At 64.7% G+C, this 19594-nt stretch carries 24 protein-coding genes; 9 read left to right on the forward strand and 15 right to left on the reverse strand.

Annotated elements, in window-relative coordinates; all coding sequences use genetic code 11:
* The first annotated feature begins 26 nt into the window (after positions 1-26).
* Complete coding sequence (locus tag ABGN05_RS12165; protein WP_367954266.1) at positions 27-575, forward strand: gamma-glutamylcyclotransferase; 549 nt, start codon at positions 27-29, stop codon at positions 573-575.
* Here the strand turns inward: ABGN05_RS12165 and ABGN05_RS12170 are convergent.
* The 6 genes from ABGN05_RS12170 to ftsE form a co-directional block, all read right to left on the reverse strand.
* Positions 572-1174, reverse strand: coding sequence for an HAD-IA family hydrolase (locus ABGN05_RS12170; protein WP_367954373.1), 603 nt, complete (start codon positions 1172-1174; stop codon positions 572-574). The two genes, ABGN05_RS12165 and ABGN05_RS12170, sit on opposite strands and share 4 nt — an antisense overlap.
* A 20-nt stretch (positions 1175-1194) precedes the next feature.
* Positions 1195-1902, reverse strand: a complete 708-nt coding sequence (locus ABGN05_RS12175) for an HAD family hydrolase (protein ID WP_367954267.1) — start codon at positions 1900-1902, stop codon at positions 1195-1197.
* Positions 1903-1912: 10 nt separating this feature from the next.
* The gene (locus ABGN05_RS12180) at positions 1913-2719 is read right to left on the reverse strand and encodes a lysophospholipid acyltransferase family protein (protein WP_367954268.1); all 807 of its coding nucleotides are present in this window, start codon (positions 2717-2719) and stop codon (positions 1913-1915) included.
* A gap of 74 nt (positions 2720-2793) precedes the next feature.
* Complete coding sequence (locus ABGN05_RS12185; RefSeq protein WP_367954269.1) at positions 2794-3504, reverse strand: YdcF family protein; 711 nt, start codon at positions 3502-3504, stop codon at positions 2794-2796.
* Between the two features lie 100 nt (positions 3505-3604).
* Positions 3605-4576, reverse strand: coding sequence for a cell division protein FtsX (locus ABGN05_RS12190; protein ID WP_367954270.1), 972 nt, complete (start codon positions 4574-4576; stop codon positions 3605-3607).
* A complete protein-coding gene (gene ftsE, locus ABGN05_RS12195) occupies positions 4569-5228 on the reverse strand; it encodes a cell division ATP-binding protein FtsE (protein ID WP_367954271.1) in 660 nt (219 codons plus the stop codon). Before ftsE ends, ABGN05_RS12190 begins: the two co-directional genes overlap by 8 nt.
* Positions 5229-5463: 235 nt before the next feature.
* Here ftsE and ABGN05_RS12200 point away from each other — a divergent pair, with 235 nt between their 5' ends.
* The 6 genes from ABGN05_RS12200 to ABGN05_RS12225 all read left to right on the forward strand — a co-directional run bounded on the left by ABGN05_RS12200 (position 5464) and on the right by ABGN05_RS12225 (position 10801).
* Entirely contained in the window at positions 5464-6075 is a 612-nt protein-coding gene (locus tag ABGN05_RS12200) for a hypothetical protein (RefSeq protein ID WP_367954272.1), read from the forward strand.
* Between the two features lie 4 nt (positions 6076-6079).
* A complete protein-coding gene (hpt, locus tag ABGN05_RS12205) occupies positions 6080-6628 on the forward strand; it encodes a hypoxanthine phosphoribosyltransferase (protein WP_367954273.1) in 549 nt (182 codons plus the stop codon).
* 57 nt (positions 6629-6685) lie between these two features.
* On the forward strand, positions 6686-7048 hold the full coding sequence (locus ABGN05_RS12210) for a response regulator (protein ID WP_367954274.1): 363 nt from the start codon (positions 6686-6688) through the stop codon (positions 7046-7048).
* Between the two features lie 113 nt (positions 7049-7161).
* Positions 7162-8466, forward strand: a complete 1305-nt coding sequence (gene pncB, locus ABGN05_RS12215; protein ID WP_367954275.1) for a nicotinate phosphoribosyltransferase — start codon at positions 7162-7164, stop codon at positions 8464-8466.
* Positions 8467-8696: 230 nt separating this feature from the next.
* Positions 8697-9797: a GGDEF domain-containing protein gene (locus ABGN05_RS12220; RefSeq protein WP_367954276.1), complete on the forward strand. Its 1101-nt coding sequence runs from the start codon at positions 8697-8699 to the stop codon at positions 9795-9797.
* Between the two features lie 230 nt (positions 9798-10027).
* Positions 10028-10801, forward strand: coding sequence for a GGDEF domain-containing protein (locus ABGN05_RS12225; protein WP_367954277.1), 774 nt, complete (start codon positions 10028-10030; stop codon positions 10799-10801).
* Between the two features lie 57 nt (positions 10802-10858).
* On the opposite strand, the gene ABGN05_RS12230 is transcribed toward ABGN05_RS12225, so the two are convergent.
* The 4 genes from ABGN05_RS12230 to ABGN05_RS12245 all read right to left on the reverse strand — a co-directional run bounded on the left by ABGN05_RS12230 (position 10859) and on the right by ABGN05_RS12245 (position 14544).
* Positions 10859-11734, reverse strand: coding sequence for a 3-hydroxybutyryl-CoA dehydrogenase (locus ABGN05_RS12230; protein WP_367954278.1), 876 nt, complete (start codon positions 11732-11734; stop codon positions 10859-10861).
* Between the two features lie 115 nt (positions 11735-11849).
* Positions 11850-12779, reverse strand: coding sequence for an electron transfer flavoprotein subunit alpha/FixB family protein (locus tag ABGN05_RS12235; protein ID WP_367954279.1), 930 nt, complete (start codon positions 12777-12779; stop codon positions 11850-11852).
* Positions 12780-12806: 27 nt separating this feature from the next.
* On the reverse strand, positions 12807-13556 hold the full coding sequence (locus ABGN05_RS12240; RefSeq protein WP_367954280.1) for an electron transfer flavoprotein subunit beta/FixA family protein: 750 nt from the start codon (positions 13554-13556) through the stop codon (positions 12807-12809).
* Positions 13557-13893: 337 nt separating this feature from the next.
* Entirely contained in the window at positions 13894-14544 is a 651-nt protein-coding gene (locus ABGN05_RS12245) for a hypothetical protein (RefSeq protein ID WP_367954281.1), read from the reverse strand.
* 259 nt (positions 14545-14803) lie between these two features.
* Here ABGN05_RS12245 and ABGN05_RS12250 point away from each other — a divergent pair, with 259 nt between their 5' ends.
* Positions 14804-15106, forward strand: coding sequence for a hypothetical protein (locus tag ABGN05_RS12250; RefSeq protein WP_367954282.1), 303 nt, complete (start codon positions 14804-14806; stop codon positions 15104-15106).
* A gap of 127 nt (positions 15107-15233) precedes the next feature.
* Here the strand turns inward: ABGN05_RS12250 and ABGN05_RS12255 are convergent, their stop codons facing one another.
* The 4 genes from ABGN05_RS12255 to ABGN05_RS12270 are packed head-to-tail and all read right to left on the reverse strand — an operon-like array spanning position 15234 to position 17693.
* Positions 15234-15998 carry a rhomboid family intramembrane serine protease gene (locus tag ABGN05_RS12255; protein ID WP_367954283.1) on the reverse strand — a complete coding sequence of 255 codons (765 nt, stop codon included), beginning with the start codon at positions 15996-15998 and terminating at the stop codon, positions 15234-15236.
* 21 nt (positions 15999-16019) lie between these two features.
* Positions 16020-16601 carry a cob(I)yrinic acid a,c-diamide adenosyltransferase gene (locus ABGN05_RS12260; protein WP_367954284.1) on the reverse strand — a complete coding sequence of 194 codons (582 nt, stop codon included), beginning with the start codon at positions 16599-16601 and terminating at the stop codon, positions 16020-16022.
* 12 nt (positions 16602-16613) lie between these two features.
* Positions 16614-16814, reverse strand: a complete 201-nt coding sequence (locus tag ABGN05_RS12265; protein ID WP_367954285.1) for a twin transmembrane helix small protein — start codon at positions 16812-16814, stop codon at positions 16614-16616.
* A gap of 45 nt (positions 16815-16859) precedes the next feature.
* Positions 16860-17693, reverse strand: coding sequence for an SDR family oxidoreductase (locus tag ABGN05_RS12270; protein ID WP_367954286.1), 834 nt, complete (start codon positions 17691-17693; stop codon positions 16860-16862).
* Between the two features lie 88 nt (positions 17694-17781).
* On the opposite strand from ABGN05_RS12270, the gene ABGN05_RS12275 reads away from it, so the two are divergent.
* Complete coding sequence (locus tag ABGN05_RS12275; RefSeq protein ID WP_367954287.1) at positions 17782-18633, forward strand: YihY/virulence factor BrkB family protein; 852 nt, start codon at positions 17782-17784, stop codon at positions 18631-18633.
* Here ABGN05_RS12275 and ABGN05_RS12280 read toward each other — a convergent pair.
* Positions 18600-19487, reverse strand: coding sequence for a DMT family transporter (locus tag ABGN05_RS12280; protein ID WP_367954288.1), 888 nt, complete (start codon positions 19485-19487; stop codon positions 18600-18602). The two genes, ABGN05_RS12275 and ABGN05_RS12280, sit on opposite strands and share 34 nt — an antisense overlap.
* Positions 19488-19594: the final 107 nt, after the last annotated feature.

Consider the following 19594-nt stretch of genomic DNA (forward strand, 5'->3'; position numbering starts at 1 on the left):
TTTCACGGTCGATCAGGTGTCTGCATATGGGCGATTTTTGGGTGTTCGGCTACGGCTCGCTGATCTGGCGGCCCGGATTCGCCCATACGGAAACCGTCCGCGCCCGCCTCCATGGCTTCCGGCGCGCGCTCTGCGTGCGCTCCTTCGTGCATCGCGGCTCGCCGGAACGACCGGGCCTCGTGCTTGGCCTCGACCGCGGCGGCTCCTGCATCGGGCTCGCCTTTCGCGTTCCCGGCGACCTGCGCGACGAGGTGATGGCCTATCTGCGCGAGCGCGAACTGGTGACAAACGTCTATCGCGAGCGGCTGGTGCCGTTGACACTGCAGACGGGAGAGCGCGTCCGGGGCGTGTCCTACGTGGTGGATCGACGGCACGAACAATACGCCGGCGCGCTCGCCGCAGAAGACGCCGCGAACCGGGTGAACGGCGCGGTCGGGCGTTCCGGCCCGAACGAGGAATACGTTCTCAACACGGTCGAGCACCTTAAGGCCCTCGGCATCCGCGACCACTGGCTGGAAGATGTGGCCCGGCGGCTTCCGTCTGCGCAGATCCGGCCGGGCGGCGCCAACGACTAGCGAAAGTCGGCCAGAATCGCGGAAAGGGAGAGATCGCGGCTCCACTGAACGGCATTCCAGCCGGCGTCCCTGGCGGCATCGACGTTCGCGGGTGTGTCGTCCACCAGCAGGAGTTCTTCCGGAGACAGGCTGGTCGAGGCCTCGATCCGGCGGAAGAACTGTTGTTCGGGCTTTCGGCAGCCCAGATCGGCGGAGTAGAAGATGCCGTCGACGCGTTCTGCCAGTCCCAGGACATTCATCAGATATGCGGCCCGCATGTGCTCCTGGTTCGTTGCCAGGCAGATCTTCAGTCCGGTGGCCCGGCAGGCAGCAACGTCGTTCAGGATCGCGGAGTCCAGCCGGGAATCCTTCTCGAACCAGTAAGAGATGAGCCGGTCGCACGAAACATGCGGAGCGATCCTCGCGAGCGACGGTGAAAGGCGCTCCGAAAGCTTCGCGCGCCCGACGATGATGTCGTCCCAATGCCGAGCGAAGAATTCCCGCTGCAGGTCGGCCGCGTTCACCCCCAAGTCCCGTTCGAGATCGGCGGCCCAGTTCCGGCCGTCTTCCGGCCGGCCCGTGACCAGCACGCCGTCGACGTCGATTATCAGCGCTCGGATCAACCGCCTGCCTTCCCCGGTCAGCCGATCTCTTCGACGATCCCGGCAAGTTCGCCGAGATGTTCGATCGCCCGGAAGCGGGGCGCGCTTGTCGGTGGCTCGACATGTTCCAGCACCCAGGTGAGTTCGTGCGGCACGTGCACGCCCCAGCCGCCGGCTTCGATCGCCGGCACCACGTCGGACTTGAGCGAATTGCCCACCATCATTGCGCGCTGCGGGCCATCCCCGTGCGCGGCGAAGATGCGCTCGTAGGTCTGGCGCTTCTTGTCGCTGACGATCTCGACCCCGTCGAACAGGTCGCCGAGGCCGGACTGCGCCAGCTTCCTCTCTTGGTCGAAGAGGTCGCCCTTGGTGATAAGGAGGATGCGATGGCTCTCCGCGATCTTCTCCAGCGCCTCCCTGGCATGCGGCAGGGTCTCGACCGGATGCGACAGCATCTCGCGCCCGGCGCCGAGTATCTTTTCGATCACGTCGGCCGGCACCCGGCCCTCCGTCACCTGGATTGCGGTTTCGATCATGGAAAGGGTAAAGCCCTTGATGCCGAAGCCGTAGACGCCGAGATTCCGCCGCTCCGCCTCCAGCAGCCGCTCGGAAAGATGATCGGGATCGGCGTAATCGGCGAGCAGTTCGGCAAAGCGCCGTTCCGTCATGCGGAAGAACTGCTCGTTCTGCCACAGCGTGTCGTCGGCATCGAAGCCGATCGTGGTCAGTCGTCGCGCGCCGGACATCGTGTCCGCCTCACGCTGCCGACGGCGCAGGAGGACGGCGCCCGAGCTGTTCCAGCCGTTCGAGCGCGGTGTGCGGCAGGGGCGGGGCGTCGGGTCCTTCGGCGGCGTCGATCAGCAGTTCGTCCACCGCCGCTTCCGTCTGCCCGATCAGACGCTTCATGAATTCCTCCTTGCCCAGTCCCGCCGGTATCGGCGGCAGGAAGCGGGCCTTGATGGTGCCGGGATAGCGCATGAACTTGCGCCGCGGCCAGTAAAGCCCGGCGACGTGGGCGACCGGCACCACCGGGATGCCCAGTTCGGCGTAGAGCTCGACGATGCCCCACTTGTAGCTCGGCTCCGCGCCGGGCGCGCGGCGGGTTCCTTCCGGATATATGATCAGCTGGCGGGGGTTGCGGGCGAACTCACGGCGCGTCGCCTCTGTCACGGCCTTCAGCGCCGCCGAGCGCTTGCCGCGATTGACCGGGATCATGCGCATCTTGGCGATGTACCAGCCGAAGAAGGGGATCCACATCAGCTCCCGCTTCAGGATGTAGAGCGGATCCTTCAGATACGGGAAGAAGGCGATGGCGTCCCAGAACGACTGGTGTTTCGGCGCCAGGATGAAGGAGCCTTCCGGTAGGTTCTCCAGTCCGGTGATCTCGAACTTCGTGCCGACGATGGCGGTCTGCAACCACATGCTGGAGCGCGACCAGAACTTCGGCACGAACCAGGCGATGTGGCGCGGCGAGATGAAGTAGAAGGGCGTCCAGAAGATCATCTGGAGGATGAGGCTGACATAGAAGGCGATGTTGAATGCCAGCGATCGCAGAACAATCATGGAAGACGCCCGGTTCGGTTCGTTCGTGCGGTTGGTAACACCGGCCCGGGCTCAGGGGAACAGCGGCCTGCGCGTCAATTCCCGCTCATGTTCGAGGATGCGATCTTCGGGTGCGCATCGCTGGTGATGAGGACGCTGCGGGCCATCGCCGTCAGGAACTTGGTATATTCGGTGAACAGCACCCGCACGGCATCCGGCTTCATCAGCCAGTCGCCGTCGTCCAGCCGGCTGTTGACTACCGGGTATGGCTGGAGTTCGGTCTCGCCGAGCAGCCGGCGCATCTCGAGCAGGCTGCGCGGCATGTGGTAGTTGTTGGTGACCAGGATCACCGAGCGGTAGGCGTGCTCGCGAACCCACTTGGCGCTCTCGGTCGCGTTGCCGATCGTGTCGATCGCCGCGCGATCGATGTCGACGCAGCAGGCGAAGAGCGCCTCGTCGAGCCCCGTCACCTCGCGCAACTCGGCATCGCGCGCCACTGGGTTCACGCCGCTGATCAGCAGCCGCTGTCCCTTGCCCGACCTCAGCAGATCGATCGCCGCGTCCAGGCGGAACTGACCGCCGGTGAGAACGATGATGGCGTCGGCCTCCGGCGGGTCGGCGGGTGTCTTCAGGAGGCTGACGCTGTTGGCGAACCAGCCGAATCCCACCACGAAGCAGACCGAGACGGCGGCGAGACAAACGAGTGCTGCGCGCCACACCGGCCCGCGCGATCCGCGGCCCGAGGGGTGCTTCCTGCCCTGGTTTTCTATACGATCGGCGCCGTCGCCCGTCGTTTCGCTCGCCATGTCGAACACATAGCCGGCAATTGCGGCTTTCGGTAGATGCCTGACGGGTCCGCTCGAACAATCGCCGGGTTTCTGCCCCGCGGGTGGCGATCTTCGTGGATCATGCATGATCGGTGCGGCCGATCTCGATCTGGTTCAGCCGAGCCACGACGGTTGCGTGCGACGTCGCGGCCGTCAATCCCGCCACGATGACCAGAACGATCAGGACGCCGGCGTAACCCGTCGCGCCGATGGCGAAATTGCCGAACAGCGCGGTCGCCTGGTCCGCTTCCGGGGTGGCGAGGTTCATCGACGACCACCAGGCGAAAGCGACGAAGACGATGATCGCGGCCAGCCCGCCGATGGCCGCGCCCTTGAGTCCGATCCAGAGGAAATGGCGCCGGAACTCGGCGGCGATGAAGCCCGATTCGGCCCCAACGAAATGCAGCACCTCGATGACCGGCTCGTTGCCCGCCATGGCACCGCGGGTCGCGAAGACGACGGTCATGATCGTCGCCGACAGCATCAGGACGAGGACCGCCAGACCGATCGTGACCGTCGTGCGGGCCATGGTGATCAGCCGGTCGACCCAGTTGCGGTGATCGTCCAGGCTGACGTTCTCCACGGCCGCCTCGAGCGAACTCCGCATCGCGGCGAAATCCGGCGGCGCCGATTCGTCGATCGTGACGATGACCAGGCGCGGCACCGGAAGGTCGTCAATGTTGAGCCCGGCGCCGAGCCAGGGTTCCAGCAGCCGAGCGGTCGCCTCGCGGTCAACGATCGTGGCGTAGCGCACGCCCGCGAAACCCGCCGCGACGTCCCTTGCTTCCACCAGCGCCTGCTCGATGTCGAAACCGTCGTCGGGCTTGATCTGGATCGTGGCTTCGCGGGCGATCTGCGTCTGCCAGACGGCGGCGGTGTCGCGCACGAGCGTTACGGCGCCCAGCGTCAGGCACGACAGGAACGTCATGATCGCGATCACGATGATGAGAGCCCGTCCGGCCACGCTGCGTTGCGGCACGATGGGCGTGCGGCGGCGCAGTGTCCCGTCCTTCGGCGTGTGGGGTCCGCTCGCGGCGGCGGCGTCAGTCATGCAGGGTGAGCCTCCCCTCGGCCAGCACCATGCGCCGCGCATCGACCTGGTCCATGAGCTGAAGGTCGTGCGTGGCGATGACCACGGCCGTCCCCGAGCGGTTCAGCTCGATGAAAAGCCGCAGCAGCCGTCGCGCCAAGGTCGGGTCCACGTTGCCCGTCGGCTCGTCCGCGAGCAGGATCTCGGGCTGCTCGATCAGCGCGCGCGCGATCGCCGCACGCTGCTTCTCGCCGCCCGAGAGCACCGGCGGGAGCACGTTGATCCGCTCGCCGAGGCCCACCCACTTCAGAAGTTCGACGACGTCGTTGCGGTAGCTCGATTCGTCGCGGCCCCGAACGCGCATCGGCAGGGCCACGTTTTCGTAGGTGGTCATGTGGTCGAGGAGGCGGAAATCCTGGAAGACGACGCCGATCTTGCGGCGCAGATACGGCAGTTCGTTCCGCTTGATCAGCGTTCGGTCCTTGCCGAACACGGTGATGAGGCCGCGCGTCGGCGCGAGCGCGAGGAAGAGCAGCCTGAGCAGCGTGGTCTTGCCGGCCCCCGACGGACCGCTGAGGAACTGGAACGATCCCTTCGGAATCTGGAACGAGATGTCGCGAAGGATCTCCGGTCCCATCCCGTATCTCAGGCCAACGTTTTCGAATCGAATCACTTTGCCTGCGGCCTCGACTTGTCCTTGCGCGATCGGTCCGGAGCCGGCGAGAATCCCGCCGCATGGTTAACGGGGGGTAAAGCCGCTGCTCGCCGCCGCGTCGCGGGCGGTGGGACGGGCAGCGAAGCGTTAACCAATTCCATTTACCCCTTGTAAGGGATTCGCGAAAGGATTGCCGCCCCCAATGGTCGCCCCGATGGTCGAACGACAAGTCCGCCCTGTCTCGGGCGAAATCATGACGGTTGAACGCGATGCAAGATCCGTCCGCGCGGCCGGCGACGACATCGTCGACGCGGAGTTCGAGACGGTCGAAGCACAGGCGCCGCGACCGTCGGCGCGGGAAACCGAGCTGACCGCGACCGAACGGGTGGCGTGGCCGAACGCCGAAGGATCGGTCGCCGGGATGGACATGCTGCGGCGCGAAGCAGGCCCGCCCGCGGCGCCGCAAAGCCGCCGTGGCGGTGTCGCTTTCTGGACCTGCGGCGCGGTCCTGGCCCTTGCGGCGTTCTGGATATCGGGGGGCCACACGCTCGCCGGCCCGCTGCTTGCGACCTTCGGGGCGAAGCAGGAGAGGCTGCGGATCGCCGAGCTCAGTTCGCGCGTCGAGAGCCACGGCGGCCGCCGACTCCTGATCATCGACGGCGCCGTGGTCAATCAGGGGACCGAAGCCCACGCCGTACCGCCGCTTTTGATCGAGGTGACGGGTGACGGAGGCCGCGTGACCCGCTACACCCTCGACCCGGCGGGAGAGGGAATCGCTCCCGGCGCAGAAGTCAGGTTTTCCAGCCGCGTCGATGTCCCGATCGGAGGCGTCGCGGGCGTTTCCGTCAAGATGAGCGAAAGGTAGGCCGATGCCGGTGGTGCGGGGGAAAGAAATCGAGATCCTCTTCAGTGCCTCCGCGATCGCGCGGCGCAATCTCGAGCTCGCCAAGGACATCGCCTCGAAGGACTACAAGGACCTTCTGGTGATCTCCATCCTGAAGGGCTCGTTCATCTTCGCCGCCGATCTCATCCGCGCCATGCACGACGCGGGTGCCTCGCCGGAAGTCGAGTTCATCTTCATCTCCAGTTACGGAACCGGCACGACCAGCGGGGAGGTAAAGGTGCTGCGCGACATCGACAACGACGTCGCCGGCCGCGACATCCTCCTGATCGACGACATCCTGGAATCCGGCAAGACGCTGAAGTTCACGCGCGAACTTATGCTGTCGCGCGGCGCCCGCAGCGTCGCCATCGCCGTCCTGCTGGACAAGCACAGCCGCCGCCAGACCGAACTCACGGCCGACTATGTGGGATTCGACTGCCCGGACTATTTCGTCGTCGGCTACGGCATGGACGTGGCGCACGCGTTCCGCGAACTGCCGTTCGTCGGCGTCGTTAAGGGCGACGCCGCCGCTTGAGCGCTTTTCCGTCCTTGCTTTACGGAACCACAAGATTCTCCACGGCATTTTAGCGATATGAGCAAGATACTGATCGTCGAGGACGACGAACCCGTCCGCACCCTGGCCGCCCGGGCCCTGGAGCGTGACGGGCATGACGTCGACACCGCGGAAGACGGCGAACTCGGACTGGACCGGATTCGCTGCCTCGATGGCGGCTATGATCTGGTGGTCTCGGACATCCGCATGCCCGCCATGGACGGCATCGAGATGGCCAAGGCCGCGGCCCGCCTCTATCCGGACCTCAAGATCATGCTCGTGACCGGCTATGCCGAACAGCGCGAGCAGGCCGCGGACCTGCGGGACATCATCGTGGAGGTGGTGCCGAAGCCGTTCACGCTCGCCCAGATTCGCGAAAAAGTACGTCTGCACACCCGCTGAACGCGCCGGATCGGCTTGATGCGCCGGGCCGCGCCTTGCCGCATGTCCGGATTCGTCCTAGACCGCACGCGCGGTTCGGGCGCCGTACGCCGGCTCCGGGGGAGGATGCTGACTTGACGAAGAACGACATCGCGAAGCGCGTCTACGACCATACGTGGAAGCTCGACCCGATCATCCGCAGCCTTCTCGACACCGACTTCTACAAGCTCCTGATGCTCCAGATGATCTGGGGTCTCTATCCGGAGGTGAACGCCACCTTCTCGCTGATCAACAGGACCCATTCGGTCCGCCTTTCCGACGCGATCGACGAAGGCCAGCTGCGCGAGCAGCTCGACCATGCCCGCACATTGCGCATGTCGAAGAAAGAGATGATCTGGCTGGCGGGCAACACCTTCTACGGCAGCAAGCAGATATTCCAGCCCGAGTTCCTCGCGTGGCTGGCGGATTTCCAGCTTCCCGAATATGAACTCGCGCGCCGCGACGGGCAGTTCGAACTGCACTTCCACGGAAAGTGGAAGGAAACCAGCATGTGGGAAATCCCCGCTCTGGCGATCATCAACGAATTGCGGTCGCGCGCGGCGATGAAGTCCATGGGGCCGTTCACGCTCGACGTCCTCTACGCCCGCGCCAAGGCGCGCATGTGGTCGAAGGTGGAGCGGCTGCAGAAACTCCCCGACTTGCGCATTTCGGATTTCGGTACCCGCCGGAGGCATTCCTTCCTGTGGCAGCGCTGGTGCGTCGAGGCTCTCAAGGAAGGCCTGGGTTCCGCGCTGACGGGAACCAGCAACGTCAAGCTCGCCATGGACACCGACCTCGAGGCACTCGGAACCAACGCGCACGAACTGCCGATGGTGCTCGCCGCGCTGACCGACGGTGAAGAGGCGCTGATTGCCGCACCCTACAAGGTGCTCCAGGACTGGAACCGCTATTATGGCGGAAACCTGCTGATCGTCCTGCCGGATACGTTTGGTACGGCCTCCTTCCTGCGCCACGCGCCCGACTGGGTCGCCGACTGGACGGGCTTCCGCCCCGACAGCGCGCCGCCGATAGAGGGTGGTGAGCGGATCATTTCCTGGTGGAAGGAGCATGGCCGCGACCCCCGCGAGAAGCTCATCGTTTTTTCCGACGGGCTCGACGTGGAGACGATCGAGAAGGCCTACCATCACTTCCACGGTAAGGTCCGCATGGCCTTCGGCTGGGGTACGAACCTCACCAACGACTTCGAGGGATGCGCGCCGGTCGAGATCGAGGGACTCAAGCCGATCTCCATCGTGTGCAAGGTCAGCGAGGCGAACGGCCGGCCGGCCGTGAAACTCTCCGACAATCCGGAGAAGGCGACGGGGGACCCGGCGGCGATCGCCCGCTACCTCCGCGTGTTCGGGGAGGAGGAAAGAGTGTCCAAGCCGCTGAAGGTCTGAGCCGTTCGCAACCTGAGCGTTTATATCCCAATTCCCCTCCGGCGATATCTTCGTGCCGTTTAACGGAGAATTAGGCAGCTTACCTTAACGTCATTTGCAGCAAGGGACCTGGTGGGTGGGGACCTGTGTCGACGCGCAGAACATGTTCCGTCCTCGACGGGATGTGGGGCCGAACGGTGGATATTCCTCCGCCGATGGCGGTTTTCGCGTGGCATTCGCAGTGAGGTCGGATGAATACGCAGGTCTCCAGTGCAAGGTCGTCGGGCGGTAACGCTCCTACCGCTCCGGTTTCCGATATCGCGACGAAGATTGCGCTCGCCATGCGCGCCATGGGCGTCGTGGGTTCTCCCAGGAACTACGAAATCTACTACGAGGTCTTCGCGGGCTCCAACCCTGCGTTGAACGCCGATCTCGGCGCGCTCGGAAACCGGCCGCGGCAGGAAGACCTCGACCGCCTCAGCGTCAAGTACTTCATACAGACGAGCAACCAGTTGTTCGTCGACAACGTGCGCGAGCAGATCGCCAACAAGGTCGAGGAGGTCATGATCCTCTTCGACAAGGAGAGGCTCCAGCTCGAGCGGTACGGTTCGATCCTGACCCAGAGCTCGGACGGGCTGCGCAAGCGGGATGTGGTCACCCAGGAAATCCTGCAGCGCATCGCCGGAATCATGTCGTCCGCCACCGAATCCAAGGTGGAACAGGGCAGACATTTCGTGAATGCCATGATCGACAAGTCGGCGGAACTCGAGGAGGTCAAGACCAAGCTCGAGGAGTACAAGCGGCTTGCCGATACGGATCCGATGACGCAGCTCTTCAACCGCCGTGCCTTCGACAAGGCGATCGGGCAGGTCTACGACGACGCGAAGAAGGCGGTCTTCAGCGCCTTGATGATCCTGGACATCGACCGGTTCAAGCAGATCAACGACCGCTACGGCCATCCCGTCGGCGACAAGATCATCCAGCACGTAGCGAGCCTGATCCGCACGGCAGCCTCGCCGAACATGACCGTCGCGCGGACCGGCGGCGAGGAGTTCGCCGTCATCGTGGAAAGTCTGACCGAGTCCGCCGTGTTCGACTTCTCAGAAAACCTACGGACCGCGATCGAGAAGCTAGTTCCCCTGAACGGCCAGATCGGAGCCATTGGCGGCGCCGTCACCGTCTCCGTCGGCATCTGCATGGGTTCCATGGCCAAGAACCCCGAGGATCTCTATGCCAAGGCCGACCGCGCCCTCTACATGTCGAAGGCAAACGGCCGCAACCAGACCACGCTCTATTCCTCCCTTCCTGACCTCAAGAATTCCAAGAACTGGCTCCTCTACCGTCGCGAGTGACGGTTCCGGAACACCCTCTCAGGCGGGATTTTCCGGCCACTCTGCCCCCGGCCGGATCCATGCCCATGCCGTACGCGCTGAACTGCTTAACCGCCGGTTAGTGGCACGGATCAAAACCTTTCCGAATCGCTAATCGGGTGTTCATCGGCGTTCCTTATCTTGCGGGAAGTCTCGTTCAGTGGGGGTATGCAGCGATGCCAGAGGCATTAAAAGGTGTGTTCGATCTCAGTTTGTCACGGCTTGCAGCTTCGAGGCTGTTTCGCTGGACTGTCCTGGGAACTCTGTGGAGCGTCTTCGTCTCGACCGGCTACCAGTACCTATGGCAGTCGGGGTTTGGGGATCTGCAGTTCACGCACGGATTCGCCGGCGCGGTGGCGCTTTCGATCATCCTGGCAGGCCCTATTCTGCTGTTTCTGGTAATGAAGCTGCGCGAACTCGGCATCGCCAACCAGCGCCTCGGCGTGGTGGCCTCCACCGACAGCCTGACGGCATGCCTCAACCGGGGAAGCTTCTCCGAGAAGGTGGACCAGCAGCTCGGCGAGCACGGCGGCAAGTCCAGGCGGATCAAGGGCGCGTTGCTCATCATCGATGCCGATCACTTCAAGGCGATCAACGATACCTACGGGCATGACCATGGCGACGAGGCGCTGCGCATCATCGCCGCCGAGATTCGCGGTCAGGTCCGCAAGGGGGATCTCGTCGGCCGCCTGGGCGGCGAGGAGTTCGGGGTGTTCCTGCCCGGCGCCAGCCAGGAGAATGCCGTGTCGGTCGCAGAGCGTATCCGCCGGGCCGTCAATGAGATGTCGTTCCGGCCGCGCGGCACGCGCCATCCACTCTCTGTCAGCGTCGGCGGGGTGAGCTTCGAGGACCAGCTCGAATTCGTCGAACTCTACCGCATCGCCGACCGGCGCCTCTACCAGGCCAAGAACGGCGGCCGCAACCGCATCGAATTGACCCACGTCCAGGCCTACGATTCGAATGACCTGAGGCAGCCGCTCCACTGACCGGTCCGGCCGCGGCAGTCCGCCGCGGCCCCAATAGCCATTCCGAGCCTAAGAGATTTAGCGCGTGGGGACGGGGTTCTCGCCGCGGTAATCGTAGAAGCCGCGGCCGGCCTTGCGACCGAGCCAGCCCGCCTCGACATACTTCACGAGCAGCGGGCAGGGGCGGTACTTGGAATCCGACAGCCCGTCGTGCAGCACCTGCATGATCGAGAGGCAGGTATCCAGTCCTATGAAGTCCGCCAGCTGCAGCGGCCCCATCGGATGGTTGGCGCCGAGCTTCATGGCCGTGTCGATCGCCTCGACCGAGCCCACCCCCTCGTACAGCACGTAGATCGCCTCGTTGATCATCGGCAGGAGGATGCGGTTGACGATGAAGGCGGGAAAATCCTCCGCCACCGTCACCGTCTTGTCGAGGCTGACGACGAAGGCCTTCGCGGCTTCGAAGGTGAAATCCTCCGTTGCGATGCCGCGCACCAGTTCCACCAGCTTCATCAGCGGCACCGGGTTCATGAAATGAATGCCGATGAAGCGTTCCGGGCGGTCCGTCTGCGCGGCCATCCTTGTGATCGAAATGGAAGACGTGTTGGTCGCGAGCAGGGCTTCGGGATTGAGGACCGGGCAGAGCTGCGTGAAGATCTTGCGCTTGACCGTTTCGTCCTCGGTCGCCGCCTCGATCACGAGGTCGGCCCCGGCGAGGTCCTGGATGGCTGGCGCCGGTCTTATGCTGGACATCGCGCGGGAGCGCACCGATTCATCGAGCTTTCCCGACGACACCTGCCGCGCCATGTTGCCGTTGATGGTGGCGATGCCCTTCTCGATGCGATCGCCCGAAATGTCGTGCAGGAGGACCTGGTAGCCGGATTGCGCCGCGACGTGGGCGATGCCGCTGCCCATCTGTCCAGCGCCAATGATGCCTACGGTCTGGATTGCCATCTGGGTGATCCTGTGAACCCCTGCGCTTCTAACGTAGTCATCGGGGAGACGGAAGCCGAAGCGGCTCTCCGCCGCTCCGGCTTTCAGTCATTCTAAGCTTTGCGCGCGACTGACGTCAAAGCGCCTTTTCGAGTTCCGGCAGGATCTGGAACAGGTCGCCGACGAGGCCGTAGTCGGCCACCTGGAAGATCGGCGCCTCCTCGTCCTTGTTGATGGCGACGATGATCTTGGAATCCTTCATGCCGGCCAGGTGCTGGATGGCGCCGGAGATGCCGCAGGCGATGTAGAGGTCGGGCGCGACCACCTTGCCGGTCTGGCCGACCTGCCAGTCGTTGGGGGCGTAGCCCGCGTCGACGGCCGCGCGGCTTGCGCCGATCGCAGCACCCAGCTTGTCGGCCACCGGCGTGATCACCTCCTGGAACTTCTCCGAGGAGCCGAGCGCACGGCCGCCCGAGATGATGATCCGGGCCGAGGTCAGTTCGGGACGGTCGGTGTGGGCGATCTTGTTCTCGACGAAGGACGAGAGGCCGGGATTGCCTGCCGCCTCGATGCTCTCGACGGCGGCAGAGCCGCCTTCGCCCGCCGCCTGGAAGGTAGCCGTGCGCACGGTGATCACCTTCTTCGCATCGGTCGCCTGGACGGTCTGGATGGCGTTGCCGGCGTAGATCGGGCGCTTGAACGTGTCGGCCGACACGACCTCGATCACGTCTGACACCTGCATGACGTCGAGAAGCGCGGCGACCCGCGGCATGACGTTCTTGCCCATGGTGGTGGAGGGCGCGACCAGCGCGTCGTACTTGCCGGCGAGCGATACCACCAGCGCCGCCAGCGGTTCGGCGAGGCGCTCGGCGAGTTCCTCGGCTTCAGCCAGCAGTACCTTGGAGGCGCCCTGGAGCTTCGCCGCGGCGTCGGCCGCGCCCTTGGCGCCCTTGCCGGCGATGAGGATGTCGACCTCCGAGCCCATCTTCAGCGCGGCGGAGAGCGCCTTGGCGGTCTGGTCGGAGACGGTTTCGTTGTCGTGTTCGGCGACGAGGAGAATGGCCATTGTTCTATTCCTTTCCTGGCACCGAAATCAAAGCACGCCGGCTTCGTTCTTGAGCTTGTCGACCAGTTCGGCCACGGTCTTGACCTTGACGCCCGCCTTGCGGCCGCCCGGCTCCTCGGTCTTCAGCACCTTGAGCCGCGGCGCCACGTCGACGCCGTAATCGGCGGGGCTCTTCTCGTCGAGCGGCTTCTTCTTGGCCTTCATGATGTTGGGCAGCGAGGCGTAGCGCGGCTGGTTGAGGCGCAGGTCGGTCGTCACGATCGCCGGCATCTTCAGTTCGATGACCTGCAGGCCGCCGTCGATCTCGCGCGTCACCTTGGCCTTGTCGCCGTCGAGCTCCAGCTTGGAGGCGAAGGTGCCCTGGCTCCAGCCGAGCAGCGCCGCCAGCATCTGGCCGGTCTGGTTGGCGTCGTCGTCGATCGCCTGCTTGCCCAGGATGACGAGTTCGGGACCCTCGGCCTCGACCACGCCCTTCAGGAGCTTGGCTACGGTCAGCGGCTCGACGATACCGTCCACCTTGATCAGGATGCCGCGGTCGGCGCCCATGGCGAGCGCGGTGCGGATCGTCTCCTGCGCCTGCTGCGGGCCGACGGAGACGGCGATGATTTCGTCGACCTTGCCCGCCTCGCGCAGCCGGATCGCCTCTTCCACGGCGATCTCGTCGAACGGGTTCATCGACATCTTGACGTTGGCCAGCTCGACGCCCGAACCGTCCGACTTGACGCGGATCTTGACGTTGTAATCAACCACCCGCTTCACGGGGACAAGTACTTTCATCGGCGTCGAACCTCTCTCGCAAAAAGTATCTGGCGGCGTTTAGCACCGCCACCGCCGCGCCCGCTAGCCCGAACCCGACATTCGCCCCCGAATACCAGCCGTGCGGCCCTGCGAAGGCGCGGCGGAACCTATGGAGTATTGACGTTTACGTCAATACGGGGAGGCGTTCCGGTATCCTTTTTGCGGTATGCGGCTGTAGCTCAGCACCGGCTCGGTAGCGGAGCTGTATACCGATTAGCTTTTCTGGAAATCTGACCAGGTCTGCACGGATTGGATGCCGATCTGGTCGCCGCTCCCTCGTTCGACGGTCCGAATGTCAGCACCATAACACATCGCCTTAGTTGACTTCGATCTTAACTGGATCGCCGAAAAGCGTAACTTCCGCCTGGCCGGATTTAGTCGCATTCAGCACGATGCCCCGTGCAGGTGTCGGGCCGCCACACTTGCGGCTGTAGCGCGTGCCGACATCGCCTTCCGACCAATGACCGATCTCCAGTTCCGGCAACTTGGAAAGCACCTTCTCCCAATCGGGCGGATCCTCGCCGCATTTGCCCCGCGCCCCGTGAACGACGATGGACTCGCCGGCTTTCAACGATACGGCCTTGCGGTATTCGACATCCGCCGGTGGCCGGTCTTGCGTTGAAACGTCAAATCCCATGATGAAGACGAGGCCTGCGCCGACGATCAGCAGTGGTACCGCGATCGTGGCAAGCATCGGCGCAGCCGGCAGACTGCTCGCTGACGGGTCCGTCCTGGCGCGAATGGGTCCGCGGCTCGCATCCCGCTGCGCTTCTCCGTAGAGATGGGTCCAGTGCTTTTTCAAACCTTCGTCGGAATCGATACGCAGCACCTTCGTCAGAAGGATGAAGTTGCGTCGTTGGGGCAGGTGAGTTCCGCTTCGCCAGTTGCGAAGATTTTTCAGTGCCGCTTCGAACGCCTCGCCGCTCCGGTTGCCCGAGGCCGCGCTTAGTTCGTTGGCCAGCGCCATGTTGTCATCATGACCTTCCTCGACGCAGATTGCATCCAGGAGATCATGCCATTGATGGTGGCCAGCCCACGCTTTCCTCCTCTCCAATGCTTTCCCCTCCCCGTATCGCCCTACAAGCGATTTTATCCTATCTGTCTGGATATTCTATGCTTTTACCGAACTTTTTCCGCGTTTTCCTGCTTTCTGAAGCCGCTTGGTAGTGACAGGACAGCACCGTCGATCCACTCTCCGGGCCGGAACCACATCGAAAGGGAGTCTGATGACAAGAGTTCTACCTGCGCTCGTTCTGGTCACCGCCACTGCTTTCGGCTCGGCGCCTGCGATGGCTGGCCCCCTTCTGCGCGACGGCCAGACGGTGGTCGCATCGTTCTCGACCGGCAATCTGAAAGGCCAGACTTTCCGGCTTCGCTACAACGAAAAGAAGAACATGCTGAAGGACAGGCCCGTCACCGGGCACACGAAAAGCATGATCTCGATCAAGACACCCGGCGGCTGGTGCAAATTCGCCTCTTCGGGAAACGTGCAATGTCACAACGGCACGGGGAAATGGACGGCGCGATAGCTTTTCGTGACATCCCGATCGGGTCGATCCCGACGAGCGCGAGACGTTTCCTCGGTCATCGCGAGCCGGGTGAGCCCGCCCGGAGGGCGCAAATGCCCTCTACGGGAACCGGACCTGTTCGAAGACCTCACCGCCCCCAGCGCGGCACCTTCCCCGATCGCACCGCCGGCGCTGCCTCCGCCTGCGTCTCCACCGCTGCCGGCGTCACGATCGAGCGGTCGAACAGCGGCACGCCGGACCGGCGCATGACGAGGATCAGGACGGCGCCGGCGAGGATGCCGCCCACATGGGTCGCCCACGAGATCCCGCTGTCGTCGCCCGCGCCCAGCATGAGCACCTGGAACCCCACCCACAGGACGAGCGGGATGAATGCCGGTATCCTGAGCGGTATGCGGCCGAAGGCCAGCACCCACACCTTCACCTTGGGATGGAGGATGAGGTAGGCCGCGACGATGCCGGCGATCGCGCCCGAGGCGCCGATCAGCGGGATGCCGGAGCCGGGATCGATCGCCCCGTGCAGCGCTGCTCCCGCCGCCGCGCAGCCGAAGTAGAAGAGCAGGAAGCGGAAGTGCCCGAGCGCGTCCTCGACGTTGTCGCCGAATACCCAGAGAAACAGCATGTTGCCGCCGAGATGGATCAGGTCGGCGTGCAGGAACGAATAGGTGACGTAGGTGAAGCCCTCGGGCAGAAGCACGAGGTTCGCCGGCAGCTCCGCCACGTCGTTGACGACGGCGGGGATGTACCCCAAGCCGTAGGCGGCCGCCTGCGAAGCGCCACCGCCCGCGATCGACATGGTCAGGAAGACCAGGATGTTGGCGGCGATCAGCCCGAAGGTGACGTACTGGAGTTTGATGTGCTTCAGGTTGTTCGCGTCGTGAAGCGGAATGAACATTCCCCGAAGCCCCTCCCGGAATCAGCGATTTGCCCCCGGAACCCATAACACGTCGTCCGATCCGTTGCCATTGACGGCGCGGGCGGCGACGAAGAGGAAGTCTGACACGCGGTTGATGTATTTCAGCGCCTCGGCGCCGATCGGCTCCCCGTCGGTCCTCGCCGCCGCCACCATGGCGCGTTCGGCTCGCCGCGCCACCGTGCGCGCGAGGTGGAGTGCCGCCGCCGCCGGCGATCCGCCGGGAAGGACGAAGGAGCGCAGCGGGCTGAGGTTCTCGTTCAGGCGGTCGATGTCGGCCTCGATGCGCTCGACCTGCGCCGGCACGATCCGCAGGGGCTCGTAGCCCCGCGAGGCGTCGTCGCCGGGCGTGGCGAGGTCGGCGCCGAGGTCGAACAGGTCGTTCTGGATCAGCGCCAGCATCCGGTCGATCTCGGGATGGCCGGCACCCGTGTGGAGGCGCGCCAGGCCGATGCAGGCGTTGGTCTCGTCCACCGTGCCGAAAGCCTCGATGCGTGGGTCGGATTTCAGCCGGCGCGCGCCGTGGACCAGGCCTGTGGTCCCGTCGTCGCCGGTGCGGGTGTAGATCCGGTTGAGCTTGACCATGCCGTTCCCCCGTCAGGCCTGGCCGCTGCGGCTGAACCAGAGCGCCAGCATGATCAGCACCAGGGCGATGAACTGCAGGAAGACGCGTGCCTGCATCAGCTTGTTGGAGGTGTTGCCGGAGCCGCCGCGCATCATGTTGACGAGGCCGCGCACGAGGACGACCACCACGGCCACCATCACCAGGATGGCAAGGATGTTGAAGACGGTGGACATGGCGTTCTTTCCGGTTGGGAGGGAGGATGCAGACGTTTTAGGGCGTCAGGCCTGCGAAGTCAGCATGCGGTAGAAAAGGCGCGCCGGAAGCAGCCGCTTCAACACCACGCCGATCCGCGCCGGCGTAGTGACCACGTAGTGCGGTCTGGGCGAGCGGCTGTCCAGCGCATGCTTCAGCACCGCGTAGACCGCGTCGGGCTTCTGCTTGAACCGCGACTTCGAGCCGCCGGCCCTCAGGCGGGCGAGCTGGGTCTGGTATTCCTCGCGGTGCGCCGAGTTCTCGACGTCGATATGGGTCTCGAACCAGCCGAGCCCGGTCGCGGCGAGCCGCGATTCGATCGGCCCGGGCTCGATCAGGCTGACGTGGATTCCGCTGCCCTCGAGTTCCGCGCGCTGGCACAGCATCAGCCCCTCGATCGCATGCTTCGACGCGGCATAGGCGCCGCGGAACTTCACCGGCACGAGCCCGAGGATCGACGAGCAATGAACGATGCGGCCATGGCCTTGCCGGCGCATGACGGGCACGATCCGCCGCGTCAGGTCGTGCCAGCCGAAAAAGTTGGCCTCGAACTGCTCGCGCAGCGCCTGCATGGGCAGATCCTCGACCGCGCCGGCCTGCGCGTGCGCGCCGTTGTTGTAGAGCGCGTCGAGCGTTCCGCCGGTCCGCTCGAGCACGGCTTCGACCAGGGCTTCGATCGATTCCGCCTCGCGGTAGTCCAGATAGAAGGCTTCGATGCCGTCCTCTTCCAGCTGCCGCAGGTCGCCGGCCTTTCGCGCGGTGGCGAAGACGCGCCATCCGTCCCGCTTCAGCGCCCGGGCGCAATATGCGCCTATCCCCGAAGACGCGCCGGTCACGATGATCGTTCGGCTGGGAGCCATCTTTTCTCCTGGGGCAAGGGAGCGACTTGCCATGCTGGCGGTTGAACTTCACATAGTCGGCGGAAGATGGCAGCCGCAAGGAGGTTACATGCGCAAGATCGCCGCGACCCGGCGGATCTTGGCCGACGCTCTCGGCCATTTCGACACCGACGACGGCTGGTCGATGGCGAGCCACCTCGCGCTCTCCGCGCTCATCGCGCTTTTTCCATTCCTCATCTTCGCCACGGCGCTCGCCTCCTTCCTCGGCGCGAACGCCTTCGCCGACACCGCGGTCCACCTCGTCTTCGACACCTGGCCGAGGGAGATCGCGGAGCCCATTGCGCGGGAGGTCACCAACGTGCTCACCGTACAGCGCGGCGATTTCCTCACCATCAGCGTCATCTTCGCGGCCGTCTTCGCCTCCAACGGCATCGAGGCCCTGCGCGTCTCCTTGAACCGGGCCTACCGCGTCGCGGAATCGCGTTCGTTCATCTTCCGGCGCCTGCAGAGCTTCGCCTTCGTGCTGATCGCCACGATGGGGTTCCTCGCCATCTCGATCCTGCTCGTCCTCGCGCCCCTGGCGGCGCGGATTGCCGAGAAACAGTTCATATGGCTCGGACCCTACATGGGAACGATCACGCTCTGGCGGTTCATCATCGCCTCGACGGTGATCGTCATCGGCCTCGTCTGCGTCCATTTCTGGCTTCCCGCCGGCCGGCGGAGGATCCGCGACATCCTCCCGGGGATCGTCTTCACTGTCGTCGGCTGGGTTGCCGGCTCGACCATCTTCGCGACCTATCTCGAGCAGTTCTCCACCTATGTCTCGACCTATGCGGGACTGGCCTCGATCATGATCGCGGTGATCTTCCTCTACATCGTCTCGGTGATCTTCATCCTTGGCGGCGAGCTCAACGCCGCGATCCGACGCTACCGGGAGGCCCGAGCCCGCATCGGCAGTTGAACCGTCGCCAGCGCCACGCCGAGGGTGGCGATGACCATCCCGGCGACCTGGACGGCCGAGAGTTCCTCCGAGAACAGCGCCCAGGCCATCAGCGCCGTCACCGCCGGCACGAGGTAGAACAGCGAGGCGACCTTGGACATCTCGCCGTGGCGGATGAGGTACATCAGAAGGAAGATCGCGCCGAGCGAAAGCACCAGCACCGACCAGGCCAGCGCGAGCGCCAGTTCGCCCGTCGGCACGAAGCTGCGCGTCTCCAGCGTGAACGATCCGGCCGCCATCAAAAGCGTCGCGCCGAGATACTGATAGAGGGTCACCGGCACGAGATCGACGCCGGTGACGAAGCGCTTCTGCCAGATGGTACCGGCGCTCATGCCGACGACCGAGATCACCGAAGCGGTCAGCGTGGCGGCGGTCACCCCTCCGGCAACCGCGCCGAGCTTCGGCAGGAGCACGATCACCACGCCCGCAAAGCCGATCGCAAGGCCGAGCCAGTGCCGGGGCAGGATGCGCTCGCCGAGGAAGAGCCCGGCAACCACCGCGGTGATCAGCGGCTGCAGGGCCACGATGAGCGCCGACAGGCCGGCCGGCATGCCGTGGCGGATCGCCCAGAACACCCCGCCAAGATAGACGCCATGCATCAGCATGCCCGCGAACGCGGCATGCAGCCGGTCGCGCCGGCGGGTCGGCCTGGCGCGGATGAAGACCAGCAGGACGGCAAGCAGCAGGAAGGCGATGGCGAAACGCACGGCGAGGAAGGAGAAGGGTTCCGACCAGGGCATGGCATAGCGCGCGCCGATGAATCCGGTGGCCCACAGGACCACGAACAGGGCCGGCGCGATGCGCGACAGGTTCATTCGACGTTCCGCTCGATCATTGCGGGCCGCATAATCAAAAGGAAAGGTTTGCGCGCTAGGCTCCAGGCTGGAGTTTCCGGAGAGCCAGCAGGCGCGCTGGCGAGTTC

The sequence above is a fragment of the Aquibium pacificum genome (assembly GCF_040839445.1).
GTDB classification, from domain to species: domain Bacteria; phylum Pseudomonadota; class Alphaproteobacteria; order Rhizobiales; family Rhizobiaceae; genus Aquibium; species Aquibium pacificus.